General features: G+C 44.0%; 13 protein-coding genes. 6 read left to right on the forward strand and 7 right to left on the reverse strand.

What is annotated here, in order from left to right:
• Positions 1-107: 107 nt before the first annotated feature.
• From PODO_RS08395 to PODO_RS08415, 5 genes are all read left to right on the forward strand, one after another.
• Positions 108-824, forward strand: a complete 717-nt coding sequence (locus PODO_RS08395) for a response regulator transcription factor (protein ID WP_036684414.1) — start codon at positions 108-110, stop codon at positions 822-824.
• A complete protein-coding gene (locus PODO_RS08400) occupies positions 824-1,759 on the forward strand; it encodes a sensor histidine kinase (RefSeq protein ID WP_038569569.1) in 936 nt (311 codons plus the stop codon). The genes PODO_RS08395 and PODO_RS08400 overlap by 1 nt, the downstream gene beginning before the upstream one ends.
• A gap of 117 nt (positions 1,760-1,876) precedes the next feature.
• Positions 1,877-2,797 carry an ABC transporter ATP-binding protein gene (locus PODO_RS08405; RefSeq protein WP_036684408.1) on the forward strand — a complete coding sequence of 307 codons (921 nt, stop codon included), beginning with the start codon at positions 1,877-1,879 and terminating at the stop codon, positions 2,795-2,797.
• The gene (locus tag PODO_RS08410; protein ID WP_244886446.1) at positions 2,781-3,482 is read left to right on the forward strand and encodes an ABC transporter permease; all 702 of its coding nucleotides are present in this window, start codon (positions 2,781-2,783) and stop codon (positions 3,480-3,482) included. The genes PODO_RS08405 and PODO_RS08410 overlap by 17 nt, the downstream gene beginning before the upstream one ends.
• A gap of 208 nt (positions 3,483-3,690) precedes the next feature.
• The gene (locus PODO_RS08415; RefSeq protein ID WP_051491336.1) at positions 3,691-5,328 is read left to right on the forward strand and encodes an ATP-binding protein; all 1,638 of its coding nucleotides are present in this window, start codon (positions 3,691-3,693) and stop codon (positions 5,326-5,328) included.
• A gap of 64 nt (positions 5,329-5,392) precedes the next feature.
• On the opposite strand, the gene PODO_RS08420 is transcribed toward PODO_RS08415, so the two are convergent.
• The 6 genes from PODO_RS08420 to PODO_RS08445 form a co-directional block, all read right to left on the reverse strand.
• Complete coding sequence (locus tag PODO_RS08420) at positions 5,393-6,244, reverse strand: DegV family protein (protein ID WP_038569572.1); 852 nt, start codon at positions 6,242-6,244, stop codon at positions 5,393-5,395.
• Positions 6,245-6,402: 158 nt separating this feature from the next.
• On the reverse strand, positions 6,403-7,266 hold the full coding sequence (locus PODO_RS08425) for an AraC family transcriptional regulator (protein WP_170914210.1): 864 nt from the start codon (positions 7,264-7,266) through the stop codon (positions 6,403-6,405).
• 145 nt (positions 7,267-7,411) lie between these two features.
• The gene (locus tag PODO_RS08430; protein WP_038569574.1) at positions 7,412-9,094 is read right to left on the reverse strand and encodes a glycoside hydrolase family 13 protein; all 1,683 of its coding nucleotides are present in this window, start codon (positions 9,092-9,094) and stop codon (positions 7,412-7,414) included.
• A gap of 88 nt (positions 9,095-9,182) precedes the next feature.
• Positions 9,183-11,501, reverse strand: coding sequence for a glycoside hydrolase family 65 protein (locus PODO_RS08435; protein ID WP_038569575.1), 2,319 nt, complete (start codon positions 11,499-11,501; stop codon positions 9,183-9,185).
• A 288-nt stretch (positions 11,502-11,789) separates the two neighbouring features.
• Positions 11,790-12,446, reverse strand: coding sequence for a beta-phosphoglucomutase (pgmB, locus tag PODO_RS08440; protein ID WP_036684390.1), 657 nt, complete (start codon positions 12,444-12,446; stop codon positions 11,790-11,792).
• Between the two features lie 222 nt (positions 12,447-12,668).
• Positions 12,669-13,715 (reverse strand): LacI family DNA-binding transcriptional regulator, encoded by a 1,047-nt coding sequence (locus PODO_RS08445; protein ID WP_036684387.1) that lies wholly within the window; start codon positions 13,713-13,715, stop codon positions 12,669-12,671.
• A gap of 686 nt (positions 13,716-14,401) precedes the next feature.
• Here PODO_RS08445 and PODO_RS29940 point away from each other — a divergent pair.
• Complete coding sequence (locus tag PODO_RS29940) at positions 14,402-22,180, forward strand: pullulanase (protein WP_080742441.1); 7,779 nt, start codon at positions 14,402-14,404, stop codon at positions 22,178-22,180.
• Between the two features lie 163 nt (positions 22,181-22,343).
• Here PODO_RS29940 and PODO_RS08455 read toward each other — a convergent pair whose 3' ends face one another.
• Complete coding sequence (locus PODO_RS08455) at positions 22,344-24,089, reverse strand: alpha-glycosidase (RefSeq protein WP_036684381.1); 1,746 nt, start codon at positions 24,087-24,089, stop codon at positions 22,344-22,346.
• Positions 24,090-24,491: the final 402 nt, after the last annotated feature.

Raw genomic sequence — 24,491 nt, forward strand, 5'->3', positions numbered from 1 at the left:
TACCTGGGCTACCTTTAATGAAACTGAAATAAAAACTGAAATAGTAAGCGCTCCGGGAAATTGGTATAATTTAACGAAGAGGTTTTCGACTACGGGGAGGTTTGGACATGCCACAGCGTGTGCTGCTGATTGAGGACGACGAAGCAATCAGTGAAATGGTCAGGTCTTATTTGGTAAAAGAAGGTTATGAGATTGAAGCTGTATTTGACGGTGAAGTAGCGGAGAGAACATTTCGGACCGGGGGTCCATTTGATCTTGTACTGTTAGACCTTATGCTGCCGAAGCGTAGCGGGACTGACATTCTTCAGACTATCCGTGCGGGGAGTCTGGTTCCAGTGTTGATCATGTCCGCCAAAGACAGTGATGTAGATAAAGCGCTTGGGTTAGGCTTTGGGGCAGATGATTATATTACGAAGCCCTTTTCTATGATTGAGCTAGCGGCTAGGGTGAAGGCAGCGATCCGTCGTGCAGGTTATGCATCTCCCAGTATCCAAGTGGAAGATCAAGCTCCGGTGAAGCAAATGATCTCCATTGGCCGATTGACTGTAGATTTAGATAACTTCTCTGCGTTGAAGAATGGGGAAGAAGTAAAGCTAACGTCGAAGGAATTTCATATTCTTAAGCTGTTTGTGACGCATCCGGGCCGAGTATTTACCAAAGCGCAGATTTATGCGAGCGTATGGGAGGATGATTATTTCGGGGATGAGAACGTCATTAATGTACATATGAGAAGATTGCGTGAAAAAATAGAAGACGACCCCTCCCATCCCGAATACATTAAGACGTTATGGGGCATCGGGTATAAGCTGGGAGAACAGCTATAATGATTGCGGGGCTAGGTGTTGTCATTGTGCTCTTACTGGCCGTCATTGTCTGGCAATATCAGAATTCGCGTAAAGCTTCTAATGATTTGCGATATATGCATGACAAGTTAAGCAGCATTATGGAAGAAGGCTCACATGAAAGATTGCTGCTGTTCAGCGGTAATTTGGAGCTGCAAAACGTGCTGATTGACCTGAACCGGCTGCTGGATATCAATCATAAAGGAAGCATTGAGCGTGTGAGGCTGGAGAAATCCATGCGTAATATGCTGTCTAATATTTCTCATGATCTTAAGACTCCGCTAACGGTTGTGCTTGGTTATATTGAGACCATTCAGCAGGATGAGCATTTGCCGGCTGAGGAACGGGAACGGATGATGAAGATGATTCATCAAAAAGCCAATGAAGTGATCCAGCTGATGAACAAGTTTTTTGATTTGTCCAAGCTGGAATCAGGAGATCGGGAAGTTGCTCTTTCACGAGTTGAGGCAGGTGAAGTATGCAGACGCAACATCCTTTCTTTCTATGATATCCTCAGTGCTAAGGGCAGTGAGGTGGAGATTGAGATTCCGGATGGGGCTGTTTACTTCATGGGAAATGAAGAGGCTCTTGATCGAATATTGTCCAATCTGTTGTCGAACGCAATTTCTTATGGCGACGCGGGGGGCGTATTAGGATTAAAGCTCTATAGTGATGAGAACAAAGTATACATAGAGGTGTGGGACCGGGGAAAGGGCATTAGTGAAGTACACCAAGATAAAGTATTTGAGCGTCTGTATACGCTGGAGGATTCAAGAAACCGGGCTTATCAAGGCAGCGGTCTAGGTCTGACGATCACCAAAAGATTAACGGAGCAAATGAATGGAACGATTACACTGGTTAGTCAGCCGTATGTGAGAACGGTGTTTACCCTTACTTTTCGCAGATTACGCTTCTAAGGAATAGAATTGTGCGCAGCTTAAGATTTTCGTAAGAAACGAGTAATAAAAAAGAAAATTCTGCTGTGTACAATAAGAACTAAGGAAGACGAGACGAAAACAAAGGGGAGCGCGGAATTGACTACAATACTTCGGACAAGAAATTTAACGAAAACCTATCAAGGTAAAGAAGTCGTAAGCAATGTGAATATGAATATTAAGCAAGGTGAAATTTACGGGTTTCTTGGACCTAATGGTGCTGGCAAAACTACCGTGATGAAAATGGTCACGAACCTCGTTAAACCTACGAGTGGAGAAATTGAATTTTTTAATGAAAAAATGACTGAACATTCTTACGAAATGCTGAAGCGGATGGGCTGCATCATTGAATATCCCGTGTTTTATGATAAATTGACAGCCAAGGAAAATCTGATTTTGCACGGAGAGTACATGGGCTATTATGATCCGCAAGCGATTGGTGAAGCGCTGGAGCTCGTAAAGCTCACAGGTGTCGATAAAAAGCCGGTGAAGCAATTTTCACTTGGGATGAAGCAACGACTGGGTATTGCCAGAGCCTTCATGACGAAACCTGAGCTGCTCATTTTGGATGAGCCGATTAACGGGTTAGATCCTGTGGGAATCAAGGAGATGCGTGAAGTGTTCCGGATGCTTAGCCGTGAATATGGAATGACGTTACTTGTATCTAGTCATATTCTGGGGGAAATAGAGCAGATTGCTGATACGATCGGTGTGATCCGGCAGGGTGCTCTGGTAGAAGAAGTGGCGATGGATTCCATTCGTGGCCAAAATACTGAATATATCGAAGTGGTTACGAACGAGATTAATAAAGCAGTGTATGTGTTGGAGCATAAGCTTGGGCTTAATAATTTCAAAGTGCTGGACCATATTACAGTAAGAATATATGACGATGGAATCTCACAGCGTGATCTGAATAAGGCGTTAGTGCTAGCAGATGTGGAAATTGAGAGTATCAGCAAAAAACAACATACGCTGGAAGATCATTTTCTGCAATTGATTGGGGGTGAAAGCATTGCTTAAATTAATATCTTTGGAGATTCGGAAGAATAAGCTAAAAACGCTTCTTACAGGTGCTGCAATCGTTAATCTTGCGATTCTTGCTTTTATGATTATGGTTTTATTCGTTGATCAAAATGAGAGCGAACCGTCGTTTGCTTCTTATGCAAAGTTGTTTGAGGGTGTGTTCGTTTTTGTAAAGGCTGCTTATATTATTTTCGCTTCGGTTATTATTAGCAAGCTGGTGATTGATGAGTATAAGAACAACACCATTACTCTTCTCTTCATGTATCCTATCTCACGTAAAAAGCTAATGACTGCGAAAATATTGATAGTGTTCGCCTTCACATTTGTTGCCATTATCGTGGCAGACATTGTAGTCGGCGCTATCCTAATAGGATTCAATTCCTTTGCAGGGCTAATTCCGGGTGAACTGACCCTTCATGTAATCACATCAGAGCTGATTAAGTTAGGCGCAAACGCATTTTATGCCGCGGGTATCGCTCTAATTCCATTGTACTTTGGGATGAAGAAAAAATCAGTCCCAGCCACCATCGTCTCAGCTGTGTTAGTTACCTCCCTAATTTCTGGGGGATTTGATCAAGCGCGTTTAGGTAATTTAGCGGCGGTGTCGATCTCACTTGGTTTGCTAGGAGCAGCCATTGCCTATATGGCCATTCGCAACATTGAACATAAAGATATCGCCTAATAGATTCGGAATTCCCCCCTTTTATAACCCTTTTGTAACGATGAAAAAGCATCGTGATTGGGGTTATAAAGGGGGGATTTGACGTTTATCTACGACTGATTTCCGTAATTTTGATATAATAGATATGAAATATATTTTAAATTTTAGATGAACATTGCCCGTTTAGGGGTAATGATAATGGATGAGAGAGCCTGAGGGGATGTGAACTGTGGATAAAGACTGGACGTCCATTCTGAGACGGTTGCTTTCGGAAGAGAGCGCTTATAAATCGTTATATGACCATCATCCTGATTTGATATTCGTTCTGGATAGACAAGGTCGCTGCGTAGGAACCAACCTAACGTTCCATCTAGGCTCCGGCGCAGAAGCGCAGTTTCAAAATACAAGTCCGATATCAGCAAAGAGAAAAAAACTTGGCAATATTGCTAGTTTTGAGGCTGCTCTGCAGGGGAACTCCTCAAGCTTTGAGCTACAAGATTTAGAGAATCCCAAAAAAGGCTCGAATTGCGTAGGCGTTAAACTTTTACCGATCAGAACGGAAGAAGGGATCGCCGGGGTATTCGCGATTACCAAAGTAGCTAACGGAAGCGCTCTTTTACATGCGGAATTGTTACAAGACTGGTTGGATGAATTGGCAGACACCTTGGACACTGAAATACCTGCCAAGGGAGAAGCGGAGGTAAGCTCCAAAGATACCTCAATAGTAGCTGTGAAGGATCAACAATCGAGTCTCATTCTGAATTCTGTCTCTGCGGGAATCTTTGTGCTCGATACAACGGGGCGAACTCTTTTTATTAACCGTGAGGCAGCAGATATGCTAGGCTATCAACCTACAGAATTGATGGGTCTGAAGCTTATGGATTATATCCATCATATCCAAGGTGACGGTTCGCGCTATTCGACGCCTGATTGCCAGATTAGTCTTACGATAGAGGATGGAATCATCCGTAAAAAAGATGATGAGATCTTCTGGCGTAAGGATGGCACCAGTTTTTTTGTTAATTACCGGGTGGCACCTCTTATTGATGAAGGGCTGATCGCAGGTGCGGTTATTGCCTTCAGTGATATTACGAATGAGCGAGAAATCATTCGTGCCAAAGAATCAGCAGAGCAGGCAGCGCAAGCCAAATCTGATTTCTTAATGATGATGAGCCATGAAATTCGGACGCCGATGAACGGGATGATCGGAATGGCTGATCTTTTGTTGGATACTGAGCTTGGAGAAGAGCAGCGAGGTTATGCCGAGATTTTACGCAGCAGTAGTTATACGTTATTACAGATCTTGAATGACATTCTTGATTTCAGCAAGATGGAAGCAGGTAAAATGTCACTGCAATCCGAGAAGTTTGATCTCCGCGAGATGATCTCAGACGTCATAGATTTATTTGCACCGAAAGCGGAAGAGAAGAAGCTGGCATTACGGTGGTGGATGGATACTAGCGTTCCAACCATAATCATTGCTGATCCGATCCGGTTGCGACAGATTGTTGTGAATCTGGTTGGCAATGCGCTGAAATTCACTGAACGTGGGAGCGTGACCCTATCGGTGAAGAACATTCCACTATCTGATGAACAAGAATTTTTGTTGGAATTTTCAGTGCGGGATACAGGTGTAGGAATTGCCGGTAACAAACTCAATCTGTTGTTTCAATCTTTCTCACAGCTGCATCCGTCCATAAACCGTAAATATGGAGGCACAGGTTTGGGACTGGCGATTTGCAAGCAGCTCGTTGAGCTGATGGGTGGGACGATCTTTGTAGAAAGTGAAGAGAATCAAGGTTCTACGTTTCGTTTTATGCTGCCTTGCAGAGCAGAAGATATAGAGCTGGAAGTAACTTCAAACTAGGGGGGTTACACACAAATCTCCGGTCCATTTGCTTAAGAAGCAATGGCCGGAGATTTGTGTGTTATTAGTCCTGAAGCATATACATGAGACCTACAGTATGCGGCCCACAATGGCTGCCAATTACACAACCAGCATGGAGAATTGCTATTTCATTAACTTGAGTTTTCTCTCGTAGTGCTGACTCCAGATAGAGTGCATCTTCTTCCGCCAAGGTATGGACAACGATGAGCAACTCTTTATCCATTCGATCGATGTGAACCAAAGCGTTCTGGAGCATTTGTTCCACAGCTTTTTCCTTTTTGCCACGGATTTTGCTAGTAGGTATGATGCTTCCATCTACCAGTCTAAGAACAGGACGGATTTTGAGTAGACTACCGATGAAGTTCTGCATGCCTGAACAGCGTCCACCCATATATAAGTAATCTAGCGTATCCACAACGAATTCAGTTTCCACAAGGTTGCGGCTGTGCTCCAGCATGGCTGCAATCTCTACGGCAGTGTGGCCTTTTTCAGCAGCTCTGACAGCCTTCATAACAAGGAGGGCAATGCCTCCGCACAAGGTTTGCGAATCTATGACCTGTACGCGTCCCTCAGGAAATTCCCCGGCAGCCAAAAGTGCATTCTGATATGTAGAGGATAGTGAGGAGGAGAGACTGATATATACAATATCTTGTCCGCTACTAATCACGGGTTGAAATGCAGCAATGAAATCTGCTGGCGAAGGTGCTGCCGTTTTCGGCAATACTCCACTAGCGGCTACACGGCGATACACTTCCTCGGGTGTAATATCTTCACCATCTTTGTAGGTACCTTCTTCAAATACTACATAAAGAGGAACGATGCCGATGTCATAAGTATCCTTCCAGTTTTGAGGTAAATCGGAAGTGCTGTCTGAAAATATTTTTACAGTAGACATGAAATTCTCCTTCACCGATAATTCGGATGACAATAATCAATAATCATTATAGAACTATATAATCTATTTATTATACCAAGACTATGCCAATTCTCAAAATGAAATAGTAGGCAATCACAAGAAAAAAGACTATCGAGGTTTCGATAGTCTTTCTAGTTCTATTCTTTTTTCGTAACAGGGATCCATATCTCACAGCGATAGTCCTCTGCGTCTGGTCTCCCCGGAAGATATAGCTCAAACTCAGGCCCGCCTGTATGCTCGTAGCCTGTGGAAGGGAACCACTCTTGGAAAATGCGTGCCCATACCTGCTGGATAGCATCAGGCATCGGCCCTACTGAGGTGAACACAGCCCAACTTGCAGCTGGGATTGTTGTAGAAGCAAAGCCCTGTGCATCAGTCTCTGGAGTAGCTTCGACAGCGATCCAATAGGAGAAGGTTTCTTTATCATGGTTCATGTCAGAGCAGATGCCTAATAAATCCTTATCTCCACCGAGCTCAATCAGCTTATCCGACGTACCATTTTCATTAGCTTCTATCCACAACTGAGGGATGCGGCGCAGATTCTCCCCATCTTTCGTTGTCATTTCCTCTACTAGTCCGATAACATTAAAGGCGTCTCTTTTCTCAATTCTGTAGTCCATTTCTTTATCTCCCTTCAGTGATAGATGGAAGGAGAGTCTAGGGAAAGCCTTGAGCTGTACCCCTGACTCCCGCGCAGCAGAAGGAGTAATTCCATGTGCCTTGCGGAATGCTTTGGCAAACGACTCGGGCGAGTCATATCCGTATTTCAGTGCAACATCTAGCACTTTAACTTTAGAAATAGCAAGCTCCTGTGCAGCCAGAGTTAATCTGCGCTTACGGATATAGTCTTTAATAGATACTCCGGTAAGCATATTGAACATGCGCTGGAAATGAAAGGGGGAGGAGTAAGCAACCTTGGCGATTTCTTCAATCGTCACAGATTCCTCCATCTTGCTCTCCATATAATCTAAAGCTTCTTTCATGCGGATAAGCCATTCCAAGTCCGTCATCTCCCTTTAAGTTCATACTATCAGGCTGCATTTGCAAAATCCTGTTATTCCGTGCTCTCTAATGACAGGTAGCAGGCAGAAGGATAATCTCATAAAAAATCATCCTAAATAGTATAACTCAGGAAGATAGACAAAGTTAGTCTTTCAATCGATACACTCTTGCTTCATAAGGTCGTAATAATTCCCGTGTGGGTGCATCATCAGGGTAATTTCCAATAATAAGTTCCGTAGCCTTACTTAGCTCTGCGGAAAGATCAACAGTCTGTGGAACCTCATTGAAATTGAGCAGCACCAGCCACTTCTCGTCATCCAGAGTACGCGTATAGGCATATATGTCCTCATGCTCTGGCAAAAGTAGCTTGTATTCGCCATAAGCCATGATCGGATTTTTTTTGCGCAAAGCAAGCAGCCTTTGGTAATAATAAAAGATAGAATCCGAATCAGCCAGCGCCTGCTCCACGTTAATTTCCTTGTAGTTCGGATTAACTTTGAGCCACGGCTCCCCTTCAGTAAAGCCGGCATTCGCAGAATCATCCCATTGCATCGGAGTGCGCGCATTATCACGGCCTTTGATATGAATAGCGTTTAGAACGCTGCTAGGATCAGCGCCGCCTTCGGTAACCTTTTCGCGATACATATTGAGGATTTCTATGTCTTTATAATGTTCAATGGCTGTGAATTTTACATTGGTCATCCCGATTTCTTCGCCTTGATAAATATAGGGCGTCCCTTTCAGCGTGTGCAGTAAGGTAGCGAGCATTTTGGCAGAGATCACGCGATACTTACCGTCATCCCCGAATCTTGAGACCATACGTGGCTGGTCATGATTGTTAAGATAAAGACTATTCCAACCCTTATCCGCCAGACCCACTTGCCATTTATGAAGAATATCGCGCAGCTTCGACAACGTCCACGGGGCTACGTCCCATTTGCCGTCAGGACCCGAGTCCACATCCATATGCTCGAACTGGAACACCATTTGCAGCTCTTTGCGTTCCTCGTCCGTGTAAAGGATGGCATCTTCAACTGTAGCGCCAGGAGTTTCGCCGACAGTCATAATGTTATAGTTGGATAACACTTTGTCATTCATTTCATGTAAAAACTCATGAACACGTGGTCCATTCATATAATATTCGCCACCCCAGGCAAGTTCCCCGGGAGCGAGGCCGTCTCTATGGGAGGAAGGGAGACCTTCCACTTTGGAAATCATATTGATTACATCCATTCGTAGACCATCCACACCCTTGTCGAGCCAGAAGGTGATCATCTTGTATAACTCCTCACGCAGCTGCGGATTCTCCCAGTTGAGATCCGGTTGCTTGCGCGAAAACAGATGCAGATAGTATTCACCAGTAGTTTCATCCAGTTCCCAAGCCGGGCCGCTGAATACAGAACTCCAATTGTTGGGGCGCTCACCATCTGGTCCACCCGGACGCCAAATGTAGTAATCACGATATGGATTATCTTTTGAAGAACGGGATTCTACGAACCAAGGATGCTCATCTGAGGAATGATTGATTACAAGGTCCATCATCAGTTTTATGCCACGGGCGTGCAATCCAGTCAGTAATTCTTCCCAATCCTGCAATGTGCCGAACTCATCCATAATATCTTGATAATCGCTGATGTCATAACCGTTATCGTCATTTGGCGATTTATAGACAGGTGACAGCCAAACTACGTCGACACCTAGCTTTTGCAAATAATCCAGACGTGAAATGATTCCTTGCAGATCTCCAATCCCGTCACCATTGCTATCTTGAAAGCTGCGGGGATAGATTTGGTAGACAACGGCTTCTTTCCAAAAGGTTCTGTTCATTCATAATCACTCCTTTTATAAGTTAGCTTCCTAAAAAATAAAGAGACCCCAAAAGCTTTAAGCTTCAAGGGTCTCTTGGGTGTAAGTTTTATACTGTGACGGAATTGCTATCAGCAGTGATGCTGCTTAGTCCGTTTACGGTATATTCTTTGTCGTAGATAGTAATAGAAGCAGGGATATCAGTTTCATTCGTAACAGTAACTTGTGCATCCGTAACGCTTACTTTCAGACGGGAGCCGCGGAACATAATTTTAAAAGAGTAAGCAGTCCAGTGACCTGGGTTAGATGGGCTCAGTGTCAGTCTGCCGTCATGTACGCGGAGTCCGCCGAAACCATGTACAATCGACATCCAAGTACCAGCCATGCTAGTGCTGTGCAACCCGTCTTCTGTATCATTGTTATAGTTATCAAGATCCAGTCTTGAAGTACGCAAGTACATTTCATAGGCCTTATCCTTATATCCCAGCTCACTGGCTAGAATGGAGTGGATACAAGGGGAAAGGGAGGACTCATGAACAGTGATCGGTTCATAAAAGTCGAAGTTGCGTTTTTTTGTATCCAGATCGTAACGGTCACCCAGGAAATATAATCCCTGCAGAACGTCTGCTTGTTTAATGAAGCAAGAACGCAGGATACGGTCCCATGACCATTTTTGGTTAAGTGGCAGATGCTCACGTTCCAGATCTTTGACTTGAATGATCTCTTTGTCCAGGAAGCCATCTTGTTGTAAGAAGATACCCAGCTCTTCATCCGCAGGATAATACATCTTAGCAATGATGTCTTTCCATTTTGTAGTTTCGCTCTCTTGCAGCCCTAGTTTGTCAACTAGCTCTGCATAACGAGCAGGCTCATTCTCTTGCAAGTATGCCAGTGCTTCCATGGTGTATTCCATAGTCCACGAAGCCATACGGTTTGTATACCAGTTATTATTAACGTTATTCTCGTATTCATTCGGGCCCGTTACGCCGAGCATTACGTATTTGTCTTTACGTGATGCGTAGTGAACACGTTCTTCCCAGAAGCGGGAGATTTCCACGAGAACCTCAAGGCCATATTGTCCCAGATAAGCTTTGTCTCCGGTGTAGTTCACATAGTTGTAAATGGCGTAGGCAATGGCACCGTTCCGGTGAATTTCTTCAAATGTAATTTCCCACTCGTTGTGGCATTCTTCACCGTTCATAGTAACCATTGGGTACAGCGCACCTTTTTTGAATCCAAGCTTACGGGCATTTTCTTTAGCTTTCTCTAAGTGCTTGTAACGGTAGATCAACAAATTGCGGGCAATGGAGGAGTCCGCCGTACTGAGATAGAAGGGAACGCAATACGCCTCTGTATCCCAGTAGGTGCTGCCGCCGTATTTTTCACCGGTAAAGCCTTTAGGCCCAATGTTCAGGCGGTCATCTTCACCATTATAGGTTTGATTGAGTTGGAAAATATTAAAGCGAATCGCTTGCTGAGCCGAAACGTCACCTTCAATAATGATGTCGCTTTCTTTCCATTTTTCTCTCCAAGCTTCAATTTGTTCAGTCAAAAGGGTTACGAACCCAGCTTCCTTAGCAGCTTGCAGAGCAGTTTGGGCGGCGTCGACCAATTGTCCCAGACCGTGATTCCGAGAAGTAACATTGGCTACATATTTATAAATGACGATTTGATTGCCCGCTTGTGCGGTTACGTCCAGTTTGCTGGCTACATATTTCTCTTGTTCGATGACTTCTGCTTCGGCAGTTACCTTTTCACCATTGACAAGGATATCAAAAGCCATAGCAGAGGTGACATGGAAGTCGAGTTTCTTAGTCTTTAGGGTGAGATGTCCATGATCAGGTCCCGCTTGTTTCTCAACTTCATTCCAGAATTTCTCGTCATAGTTGGAATCCTTGTTCTTCACATCACCATCAAGATAAGGAGTAATCGTAATCTTGCCTGAGAAATTGACAGGAATGATGGAATAGCGAATCGCGCCGATTTCTTGACGAGTCATGCTTACGAACCGGATACTTTCTACTTTAACTTCCTTACCATCTTCGAGTGTGGCAGTGAAGCTACGGGAGAGCGTTCCTTCTTTCATATTAAGTACCCGGCGGAATTCGGAAACGGTGCACTTTGCCAGATCAAGGGGGGTACCCTCGATTTCAATGTTAATACCGATCCAGTTCGTGCTGTTAAGTACTTTGGCAAAATATTCAGGATAGCCGTTTTTCCACCAGCCGACACGTGTTTTGTCAGGGTAGTAGACGCCAGCCATGTAGCTGCCTTGCAGGCTGTTACCGCTATATTGCTCTTCGAAATTGGCCCGGCCACCCATAAATCCGTTACCAAGACTAAATACGCTTTCAGAAATTTCTTGCGTCTGTGGATCAAAGGATTCCTCAATAATGGACCATTCATCAATTGTTAAATATTGTTTCACGATAACCGCTCCTTTAAATATGTTAGGGGGATATATAAAATGAACAAATCCCTTGTTAAACTTCCGGTGATATATAAGTGACTGCGCGGAATCTTTGGACTTTCGATCACATTTTGCGGATGAAATCTGATTATAAAGGCGAACGTTATGCTTCTATAGTTCCAAAATTCCTCTCCGTCACTTCATCACCAGAAGGCTAACGATTAATTATTAGTTCATTTAATCTTTGGTTGGAATGTCCACAACAACTCAAATCAGTACTATTTGAGTTAATTATGTTCAATAAACTTATGCAAAAGATTCTTTGAGCAGGGACACACTCATATGAGCAAGCGATGGGACAACAATATTCGCTGCACTCAGGGTTTCCGGCGAACCAATGCCAACACTGAACATACCGGCCCGGGTAGCGGCCTCAATTCCCGCTTCTGCATCTTCGAAGACTACACAATGTTCAGGTGCGGCATCCAGTGCTTTGGCTCCTAATAGGAACACTTCCGGATCTGGTTTAGCAGCACTAGTGTGTGTGCCGTCGATGATTGCATCAAAGTAAGGGGTTAATCCGGTATTATTCAAGATCGTCATAGCGTTTTTGCTGGCAGAACCGAGAGCAACTTTGATGCCATTCGCACGGCACTCTTTTAGGAAATCAAGCGCACCTGGCAGAATCTCAGAACTGTCCATTTTCGCAATATATTCGACATAACGATTATTTTTCTGTTCCGCAAGCTTAGCTTTCTCTTCTTCGTCAATCGTTAGTCCGCCGATTTCCAGCAAAATATTTAGTGAAGCCGTTCTGCTGACTCCCTTAAGGCGTTCGTTATCTTGTTCTGTGAATAGAAACCCCAGTCCATCTGCAAGCTCTTTCCAAGCAATATAATGGTATTTTGCTGTATCGACGATTACTCCGTCCAAGTCGAACAAGCAGGCTTTAATTTCCGACATTGTAGTACCTCCTAAAAGTTTTGACAGCGTCGTGATCCAGCGGATGCCGTATTAGAATCTTATTAAACCGTTTAAACTTTGATTAAGATGTGTAAGTTTATCCTAACCTAAGATCCTAGAAATCACCCATAAAGAACTGGATCAATAAGTATTGTATGATTTAGCGCAAACGTTTGTACAGATTTTCAAAAAATAAATGAAGCGGTTAAACGCTTCACTTATTCATTCGGTTTTATGCTTTGCCAGAGAGTGCATGGATGACTCTCTCACGATCAGACGATGGGGAATAACAAATCGGTTGGTATGACCTGAACCGTTATCCGGACTCTTGATATTTTGGATAAGTACTTGTGATGCGGTGTAGCCAAGATGATAAATTCCTATATCAATACTGCTGATCGGAGGACTAGATAATTCAGATAATGGAATATTGTTAAAGCTTACAATGGCGAGATCGTCTGGAACCTTGTATTTCAGTTCATTCAACCCGCGCAAAATTCCGAACGATACCATGTCATCCACCGCTACCAGCGCAGTGGGGCGATTCGGCAAATTCATGAAAAAGGACATCGCTCTATAGCCGCTATCCTGTAGAAATTCACCTTCTACAATCCATTCATCCCGCATTTCTAAACCGCTATTCTGCAATGCTTTACGATATCCGGCGAGACGGTCACGAGAAACGATTAGATTAGGTGGTCCACTTACGAAGCCAATACGTTTATGCCCCATGGAAATGAGGTGGTTCGTAGCATCGTACGCTGCCATCACATTATCATTATCGACTGATAAAATATTCTCATATTTATCACTTCGGCCAACAAGCACGAATGGATAATCGTTGCTCTCTAGAAAATCAATAACGGCATCATCCGTACGAGAGTAAAGCAGAATAACGCCGTCAACACGGCGACCCTTCAGAAGTCGTGAAACGGCTTCCAGTTCTTCTTTCTCGTTCGCTCCGGAGCTTATTAACACATCGTAACCGGAACGGCTGGCTTGTGTAACGATCCCGCGAATTAATTCCATAAAAAATAGATTAGAGAACAGCTCTTCAGCAGGTTTAGGAAGACTGAAGCAGATGCTGTTAGTAGTTTTCGACACCAAGCTCTTAGCCATCATGTTAGGGGTATAGCCCATATCCTCCATAATAGCTTTAACTTTGCGGGAAGTTTCCAGGCTGATTCTGGGATGGTTGGACAATACCCGGGATACCGTGGAGGGAGATACTCCCGCTTTCTTGGCCACATCCTTAATGGTAACTGTCATTGAAACCTCCTTATGGAACCGTTTGCTTTACACAGTAATATTAATCTAAGAGTTCTAAATTGTAAATAGATAAAGTCATTCAAAAGGGGGAAATTGCTACTTTTGGAAGGAACACAAGAAATTTCAATGTAATATTGTTGCTTTTCACCAAAAAAGTATGAATGATTCGGGAATTTTGATCTTAATATGTATAAATGCGGTCTGGATTTTGCGAAAAGAGTATTCGCTGAATGCAAACGTATGGCTTAAATGATGCAAGAACTTAGCTGAAAGGAAGGGAAGAACAAGTTTCGTTTTTATTGCGGCTTTAAATTGAGCTTTTATTTTAGAAAATACTGGTTGACAATACCGCAAATTCGGCATTAGTATGTAAATCAAAATACAGCAAGCGTTTTCATTGGGCGTTTTTAGGTTGAACCAGTTGCACTAACGAATGGGTTTTATGGACTAGTGTTTGTGCATAGCTTTTTGCAAACGATTGCACTAATTTCGACATGATGTATCAAGCTTTTACTTTGATAAAAGGATGGTGACAGCGTTGAATTGGCTTGACGAGCCATACATATAGACCTTCTCCAACTTTAGAAGGAATAGCATGATTTATAATCTCATAAATTGGTGGGGTTTGTGAAATCATGTATCCGCTTGCAAAAAGGGAATTCATAATTATGGGAGGTTTTGCAAAAATGAAAATAACTTTATGGGGGAAGAGGGCATTTGCGATCTTTATGATTATTGCTCTCGTGTTCTCTGGTCTTGGACTACATCCTGTTAATGTTACAGCAGCAACGACGAAGGTTGTATTGGTTGGGGATCTGCAGTCTAAATTTACATCGACAGGTGCGGAAACGCCGGGTAAGGATTGGGATGAGACATCAGTAGTTACCCAAATGACCTATTCAGATAATGGCCTATATTCTTTTACAGGCACTCTGCCGGCAGGAGAATATAACTACAAGGTTACTCTTAATGATTTATGGGACGAGAACTATGGATTCACAAGTTACACCAATCCTCAGGGAACAAATGATGGGGAGAATATCCATATCAAGCTGGAAACAGAGACTGCCGTAACCTTTTATTATAATGACTTAACTCATAAAATAGCTGATTCCACGTATTACACACCGATTGCTTCCGCTAAACTACCAAGATTGACAGGAAACCTGCCGGCAGAAGCACTTACCGTATTATCTGATCCTGATTTTGATGATGTTTACAGTACGGTGGCTACCCTTCCTAAGGGAGATTACACCTACCAAGTTTCTGTTCCAGGAGACGGTGAAGCCGGGGATCAATTGTATCCCGAAACTGCTAATAATCTGAGTCTTCCTTCAGATCTTCTGGTTACCTTTAAATTTAATCCACTGGATGGCAGTGTGACAGCAGAATATAAAATTCCTTCTGAACCTGTTGAGGTTACTCCTGTTCCGGCTGGACACATCCGTATTCACTACAATCGGACAGCTGGTGACTATGAAAATCAGGGATTATGGACATGGGATGATGCTCAATCCCCTTCCGCAAATTGGCCTACAGGTGCAACTCCATTTCCTGAAGGGCAAATCGATTCTTATGGTGCTTATGTTGACGTGCCAGTGAAGGATGGAGCTAAGAAAATTTCGTTCCTTGTGGTAAACCGAGTCACTCAGGCCAAGGATGAAGGGGATAAACTCTTTGCCATTAACACGCCTGAGGCGAATGAAATTTGGATCAAGCAGGGTTCAAATGATGTAACACCGTATGAACCAGTTACACTTGCTCCTAATACAGTGCGAATTCACTATACCAGAGCTGATACAAATCATGATCAATATGGACTGTGGCTGTGGGATGACGTCGTAGCCCCATCCGAAAATTGGCCGTCTGGAGCTACTCCTTTTGTAGCAGATCAAACAGATCGTTATGGTGCATATGTTGATGTTCCGCTTATTGAGAATGCGAAGAAAATCGGCTTTATTGTGATGAAACCTTCGAACGGTGATAAGGACGGTGACAATAAAACCTTTAGCCTGCTGGATCGATACAATCAGCTATGGGTTAAAGAAGGAGACAACAATGTTTATGTTTCTCCGTTTGGTGAGACACCTATTGGCTTAGTATCCGCAGAGGTGCTGTCGACGAGCAAAATCCTTCTCGGCTTCACACTGACTGACGGTTTGGATCCAGCAGCCTTAAAGACAGCAATTACAGTTAAGGATAAAGAGGGTGCTGCAATCCCGATTACTGCTGTAACCCTTACAAGCAAAACTTCAATCGAAGTGGATACAGAAGCATTTGATCTGAAAAAAGTTCCGCTTAGCGTTACCTATTCAGGTAAAACGGTCTCAGCCGCAAGTGGCTGGAGAATGCTTGATGAAATGTACAACTATACAGGAGACGATCTTGGAGCTACGTATAATGCTGACAAAACAGCCACATTGAAATTATGGGCACCTAAAGCAAGCTCGGTCGTTGTGAATCTTTACGATAAGAATGACTCTAACGTGCAAGTGGGCAGTGTTGCTTTAACGCTCGGCGAGCAAGGGGTTTGGTCAGTCCAGCTGAAGCCAGCTGATTTGACAGGCACAACGGCAACAGATGTAAGGGGCTTCTTTTATCAATACGAAGTAACGAATGACGGTGTAACCCATAAGGTTCTTGATCCTTATGCTAAATCAATGGCGGTATTTACTGTGGATACCACAGGTGCTGCTGGTGCTGGCGTGGATACAGTGGGCAAAGCGGCTATTGTTGATTTAAGCCAGACGAACCCAGATACCTTTGGGTATGCTGATATAAAAGGCTACGAAAAACGTGAGGACGCCATCATCTACGAAGTCCACGTGAGAGATTTTACATCGGATGTATCGATCGAGGATAGTCTGAGTGGGGAAAGATGGGGTTCTTATAGCGCTTTTGAAAAGAAACTTGATTATATTAAATCTCTTGGTGTAACGCATGTTCAGTTGCTTCCTGTGATGGCTTGGTATTACGGGGATGAGACGAAGATGGGGACTAGAGAGCCGGATTATTCCGCAAAAAACAATGAATACAACTGGGGTTATGATCCTCACAGCTATTTTTCACCGGACGGGGCCTATTCACAGAACCCTGCCGATCCAGAAGAGCGGATTAAAGAATTAAAAGGTTTGATTGATGCCGTGCATGAAGCTGGAATGGGTGTCATTCTGGACGTAGTGTATACTCATATGGCTAAAAAAGAATTTTTAAACGACATCGTACCTAATTACTATGCCTTCCAAGATGCAAACGGTAACTTTATCGGGGGGTTCGGCAACAATTTAGCCACCAACCATAAAATGGCTGAGAAGCTGATGGTTGATTCGGTAAAATACTGGTTTGAAGAGTACAAGATTGATGGAATGCGCTGGGATATGATGGGCGATGCGACAGCTGATGCTGTTCAGCATGCTTATGATGCCGCAGCAGCAGTGAATCCGAAGGCACTCTTTATTGGTGAAGGCTGGAGAACATTCGGCGGCGCCGCGGCTGATCCTTCTCTCGCTGGGCAAGGTGCAGATCAGGATTGGATGGATAAAACGGATAGTGTCGGTGTTTTCTCCGATGAATTCCGTAATGAATTGAAGTCTGGTTATGGTTCCGAAGGTCAGCCTAGATTTATTACAGGTGGAGCACGTCCGATCGCTACAATCCTGGACAATATCAAAGCTCAACCTTCGAATACACCAGCAGATGATCCGGGTGATATCGTCCCATATATCGAAGCTCATGATAATCTGACACTTCATGATGTCATAGCACAATCGATCAAGAAGGATCCGGATATCGCTGAGAATGAGCTTGAAATTCAGCAGCGGATCAGATTAGGAAATATGCTCGTATTAACTTCTCAAGGTACAGCCTTTATCCATGCCGGTCAGGAATATGGGCGGACTAAGCAGTGGAAGGGCACAACGGATCCTGAGGATAAATTCACAGAGATGTTCGACAATAACAACCAATCGTTCGGCTATTTCATTCATGATTCTTACGATTCATCGGATGCAGTTAACATGTTTGATTGGACCAAAGCAACAGATGAATCTAAGTTCCCAGTACAGAACACGACAAGAAAATATACGTCGGGTCTGATGGAGCTGAGAAAATCAACGGATGCCTTCCGATTGGGCGATAAGGATTTGGTTGACTCTAACATTAACCTGATCCCTGCTCCAGAAATGAAGGATAACGATCTTGTCATCGGCTATTCCAACAAAGCAACAGATGGCACTGGCATCTATTATGTCTTCATGAATGGTGACAGCACAACTAGAAAACTGACCTTATCTGAGGATTTGACGGGCGGTCAGGTGCTTGTGGACAACGATGAAGCTGGTGTTACAGCGATACCGGCTGCACAGCAGTCAGGTTTTATTTTGACAGCAAATTCAATTACACTAGAGCCTTTGACGGCCGTGATTATTCAAAAGGAAGCTGCACCAGTTACGCTGAACTCTTTGGAAACAGATAGTGCAAGCTACACGCTGGCAGCTGGAAATACGCATCAAACCGCTGTTTTTGCGAAATATGATGACAATAGCAGAAGTAATGTTACTAAGAAGGCTACTTACCTCTCCAATAAACCTGAAGTAGCTACAGTAACTGATAAAGGTCTAGTCAAAGCGGTTGGGCTAGGAACGGCAACCCTTACTATTTCTTATGAAGGTATTTCTACAACCGTCACTGTTAATGTTACTGACAAACGATATGTTCAATTCACTTATACCCGTAGCGATAAGGACTATAAGGATTGGAATATCTGGGTTTGGAACACTGGAGCTAAAAATGACCAGATTGATTTCACAACCTTTAAGAATGGCACAGCGAGCGTTCTGATTGAGGTTGCGGAGAATGCAACAAGCGTTGGATTTGTCCTGCGCAAAGGTACGGATTGGAACACGGGGAAACTAGACTACCCAGACGATCGTGTTATTCCGTTGACCCCTGGTGAACCGTTCACTAAGGTGTATGTAACCAGTATGGTTAAAGAGCTTGATATCAAACCAAGTATTAGCGGCCCTATTTTAAAAGATGGAACGATTACTTTCAGATACCGCGACGACGCTTTGTTCCGTAATGGAAATATGGACGCAATAACAGCTGCTAAAGTAAAAGTGAACGGCACTTCGTATCCAATGATCTATGATCCGGCTAACGAGTGGTTCACTTACACACTGGCTGATTTAAAAGAAGGTATGTATAAATATACTTTCTTGATTACAAAAGACGGCGTCACTACCGAAATTACAGATCCAAAGAATACGGTGAATGATGAATCTGTTATTGATTATCATCAACCTGTCGTTAAGATTGCGACATCCGTAAGTCCAGAGGCAGTCACATCCAATCAGAATGCTGTTGTAACCATCCACGCTTCCTCTTCGGAAGAAGTAACTTACTCTGAAGCATATATGGATTTAACTAATCTTGGGGGCCCTAGCAAAGTTAAGCTGGATACGGAACTCTTGAAACAAACGGTTGCTGTGGAAGACACGGTGTCAGCGGGCATCAAGGATATTCCGATTACGCTCGTAGACCAATACGGCAATGCACATAAGGAAAAGGCTACACTTGAGGTAAAAGCAAGAACCTATACAGGGGATAAGCTGGATTTTGATTGGGATGAGGCTCGAATTTATTTCGCGCTTACAGACCGATTTAAAGACGGTGACCCAACGAATAATGAGAATGTGAATAAAAATCATCTGGAAGCTTATCATGGTGGAGATTTCCGGGGGATGATCGACAATCTCGATTATTTGCAAGAGCTAGGAATTAACACGTTATGGATCACGCCAATCGTAGATAATATTGATTTTAACAAAGGCGTTGACTTTGGCAGCGAACAATATGGATACCATGGGTATTGGGCAAAAGATTTCACCAAGCTCGACGAGCATCTTGGCGATATGGCCACCTTCAAGGAGCTGATCGAAAAGGCGCATGACAAAGGGATCAAGATCATGGTTGACGTTGTACTCAATCATACGGGTTACGGTCTGAAAGCTGAGGATACCTATCCGACAATTACAGCTGAGGATAAAGCACGTTTCGAAGGGATGCTGCGCACGGATGGTGTATCCGCAGATACAGATCCAATTAAGGGTGAACTTGCCTTCCTGCCAGATTTCAAAACGGAAGATCCAGCCGTTCGTGAAAAAATTATCGCTTGGCAAACAGGCTGGTTAGACAACGCACGTACGGAACGTGGAGACACGATTGATTATTTCCGTGTGGATACGGTCAAACACGTGGACGATACGACTTGGAAAGCCTTTAAAAATGCACTGACAGCGATGGATCCAAACTTCAAAATGACCGGCGAATACTTCGGTGGAACCATTGATAACAATGGTGGAATGCTCGAAACTAGCCAGATGGATGGGCTGCTTGATTTTGGATTTAAAGATGCAGCCAGAGATTTTGCAAATGGTAAGGTAAACAGTGTGGATGCTTATCTGCAGGAACGTGAATTGAAGATCGACAATACGAAGATGATGGCTCAATTCCTGAGCAGTCATGATGAGAATGGTTTCTTGTCTGATTATGTGGGAGGCGATAAAGGCAAGCTGAAGATTGCTGCAGCTCTGCAAATTACCGCCAAAGGACAGCCAGTAATATACTACGGAGAAGAACTGGGTAATTCAGGCAGCAATGCTGGAAATATGTCTGAAGGTCAATTCAGTGAGAACCGTAAGGATATGCCTTGGGATCAATTGACGGCAGAGAAGCCACTACATGACCATTATCAAAAGCTGTTGAATATCCGTGCGAAGTACTCCAAAGTGTATTCCAAAGGTGCGCGCACGAAGCTCGCAGGTTCAGATGATTCAGGTTATTTGGCTTTCAACAAATCTTATGAAGATGAGAACGTAGTGACGGTAATCAATACTAAAACTAGTGAGAGTTCTGTAACGATTCCAGTACCGTTTGCTGCTAATTCATCGGTAACCGATGAATACAGCGGTAAAACATACATGGTTTCCGAGGATCAAAAGGTAAATATTGATCTGCCAGGTAGAGATGATGGAGGTACGGTTATTTTGGCTGAGGTATCGGATGTTATACCGACACCAACACCGACACCAACGTCGACACCAACACCAACGCCGACACCAACACCAACACCAACACCAACGTCGACACCAACACCAACGCCGACACCAACACCAACACCAACGCCGACACCAACACCAACACCGACACCAACACCAACGCCAACACCAACGTCGACGCCAACATCGACGCCAACATCGGCACCAGAAGTAACACCGTCGCCTGAGGTGACACCAACGCCAGAAGCCACAGCGGCACCAACCTCTGGAGTTGTTGTTAACCCTAGCCCTACACCGCCAGCGGATACTCAGGTTGTGAATGAGGATAGCTTGAAGAATGGTAAAGAAGGCAAGGTGCAAATTGATGTTGCTGCCGGTAAGACAGCGGTACGCTTACCTTTACAAGCTGCACAAATACTAGGAACTAATGATCTTGTATTTAAAATGGGAGATCTGTTAGTTACTATCCCTAGCCAGCTTTTAAGTACAATGCCAAGTTTAGCTTCAGGTATTGATGGGGTAGGTGCCCAAATCTTGCTTGAACTGAAGCCACTGGCGCAGTCTGCTGCGAAAGCCATAGTAGACGGTTTAAACAATGATAGTGCTCATGCTAGCTCTCTTTCCGATGTATTTGAATTCAGACTTAGCGTGCTGATGAAAGACGGTACTCGGATTGTAATTAAGCAGTTCGATGAGCCGATTACGATCTCATTTAAGATTAAAGGGCAATTCAACAAAGACTTAATCGGAATCTATTATTTAAGTGATAATGGCGGGTTAGAGTACGTGGGAGGACAGCTGAATGGAGAGGTGATCACGGCACAAGTCACACACTTCAGTAAGTATGCTGTGCTTGAAATCGATAAGTCGTTCAAAGATGTTCCTGCAACCTATTGGGCATTTAAGGCGATTCAATCACTTGCCGCCAAACAAATTGTGTCAGGGGTTACTACCTCTGAGTTTGATCCGAAAAGTAATGTTAGCCGTGCGGAATTTACAGCACTACTAGTACGTGCACTTGGCTTAAAAGCGGAAGGGCAGGTCCTGTTTACTGACATCAGGTCAGATGCATGGTATGCCTCATATGTAGCCACAGCTGCTAAGCTGGGTATTGTTAGTGGACGGAGTAATAATATTTTTGCGCCGAATGCATCAATTACCCGTGAGGAAATGGCTGTTATGGCGATCCGCGCACTTGAAGTGAAGTCTGGTAAGAAGCTTGAACCTGTAGCAGCCTCTACGGCATTTACTGACGCTTCAAGTATTAGCAAGTGGGCGGAAGCTTATGTGAAGACTGCAGCAGACTTAGGACTCCTGCAAGGCCGAGAGAACAATCGATTCGCTCCAAAAGCATGGATGACCCGCGCAGAAAGCGCACAGGTTATTTATACGCTGCTGAGCAAGTAGGCTAAACTAAGGTGTGCTGAACTCTGGCACCCTTTAGTTAGAGCAGCGGTTAGCATTTTAGTATTCTCCAAAAGAAAACAGGGTATCCCGAAGCGATTATCGCTTGCGAGATACCCTGTTTTGTTATGCTATATGGCTGAGCAGTGGGAAGAAAAGAAGTCTTTTAGATGATTGCCTTTAGGATTGCGAATCCATAGGCTGGCATCTTCACGTTCAGCTTGCTGCGTTCTGTGCGCAGTGTTTCGCCTGTAAACAAGTTCTCCCAATCCCGCTCGTCTACGTCAATACGGAAGGTCTGAGCGGTCTCTTCACTGTTGATTAGTACGACAATTGTCTGCAGATCCAGCCGGCGCTCATAGGCTAGCTTGCTGCCTTGTTGTCCTGCCTCAAGGAAGGTAAATGTACCTGTGCGGAGAGCAGGGTGATCGTTGCGTATTTGAATAAGCTGACGATAGAACTCGAAGAGCTCACGATCCTGCTTTTCAGGGTTCCACTCCATGCATTTGCGGCAACCAGGGTCACCTTCACCGTCCATGCCGATCTCGTCACCGTAATAGATGCAGGGAGTGCCCATAAAGGTGAATTGGAACAGTGCTGCTAATCGCATCTTGTTTTTGTCTCCAGCAGCCAGCGTAAGCAGTCGTGGAGTATCGTGGCTGTCCAGCAGATTAAAAGCAACTTCACTTGCCTGCAGCGGATAGCGCGATAACTGTTTGCCAATGGAATTAGCGAATTCTTCAGCATCAAGAGTGCCATGCACAAAGAAGTCAAGGACAGCGTCAGTGAAAGGATAGTTCATAACGGCATCAAATTTATCGCCTTCTAGCCAAGGTGCAGATTCATGCCAGATTTCTCCCAATATGTAAGCCTCAGGATTAGCACGTTTAACCACCTTGCGGAATTCCCGCCAGAAATCATGATCCACTTCATTGGCAACGTCCAGACGCCAGCCATCGATCCCAACTTCTTTGATCCAGTATTCTGCGACTTTCAGTAAGTATTGTTTAACTTCAGGATGTTCTGTGTTTAGCTTTGGCATTAGCGGTTCAAAAGCAAAGGTGTCATAAGTAGGGACACCGTTTTCAATTTGAAGTGGAAACTTGCGAATATGGAACCAATCTTTAAAGGCGGAAGCCTCTCCTTTTTCTTGAACATCCACAAAAGGGGCAAAGGTTCTGCCAGAATGATTGAATACGGCATCTAGCAGGACACGAATCCCACGTTTATGGCAGCTATCGACGAGCTTTTTTAAAGTCTCAATATCTCCAAAATGCGGATCGACTTTCATATAGTCTTCTGTATCGTATTTGTGATTAGTAGTTGCATCAAAGATAGGTGTGAAATAAATAGCAGTGATCCCAAGCTCGTTAAGATGATCTAAATGATCAATAACCCCTTGCAGGTCGCCGCCAAAAAAATTGGTTGGTGTTGGTTCGGAGCCCCATGGCTGAACATTTTCCGGATCAAGGCTCGGGTCACCATTTGCAAAGCGTTCTGGGAAGATCTGATAAAAAACAGCGTCCTTTACCCAGGCAGGCGGAGCAAATACATCAACGCGGTTAATGAAGGGGAATTCGAACAGCTTGTTTGGGTTTTCCGGCCGCACCGTTTGAAAGTCACTTTCGGTCATCCAAATTCGTTCGTTATCTTTTTGAAGTAAGAAGCCGTATTTCAAGCGGCGGTAGAGAGGTACTGAAGCACATTCCCAATAGTCAAACATAGCATCGGAGGTGAAGAGGGTCATGGGAATTAGCTCTTTTGTGGTATCCCAAGCATATTTATCTCCAGCAAAGGCGAACACTTCGGTTAAATCCCCTTTTTTAGCGCGTAGACGCAGGTGAATCGTACTTTCATTATAGGCATAAGACCAATTTAACCGCGGACGATGATACACTGCTTCCAGTAACATGATAAATCCTCCTAAAGTTTTGTTAGCGTTACTTCCTCGAACACTTCGGCAAAACCACATCGAAAGCATAGGCTAAGTTTTGTTAGCGTTACTTCCTCGAACACTTCGGCAAAACCACATCGAAAGCATAGGCTAAGTTTTGTTAGCGCTACTTCCTCGGACACTTCGGCAAAACCGCATCGAAAGCATAAACTATTCCCGGACGATACTCCACAGAGCGCGTGGAATGTAGAATGTCGCTATTGTTATTGGTTGCACAGTTTTTTATGCAACATGCACTAAATCAGTAGCAGAGTAGCACATAACAAAGAGGCACAGCCACCGCGAAATAGCTTGCCCGAGGTTGTACCTTTGATAAGTAACATTGCCTTTTAATTGTATAGAACAGGAGGCAGACAAGAG

The organism is Paenibacillus odorifer (assembly GCF_000758725.1).
In the GTDB taxonomy this organism is placed as follows: Bacteria; Bacillota; Bacilli; order Paenibacillales; family Paenibacillaceae; genus Paenibacillus_AQ; species Paenibacillus_AQ odorifer.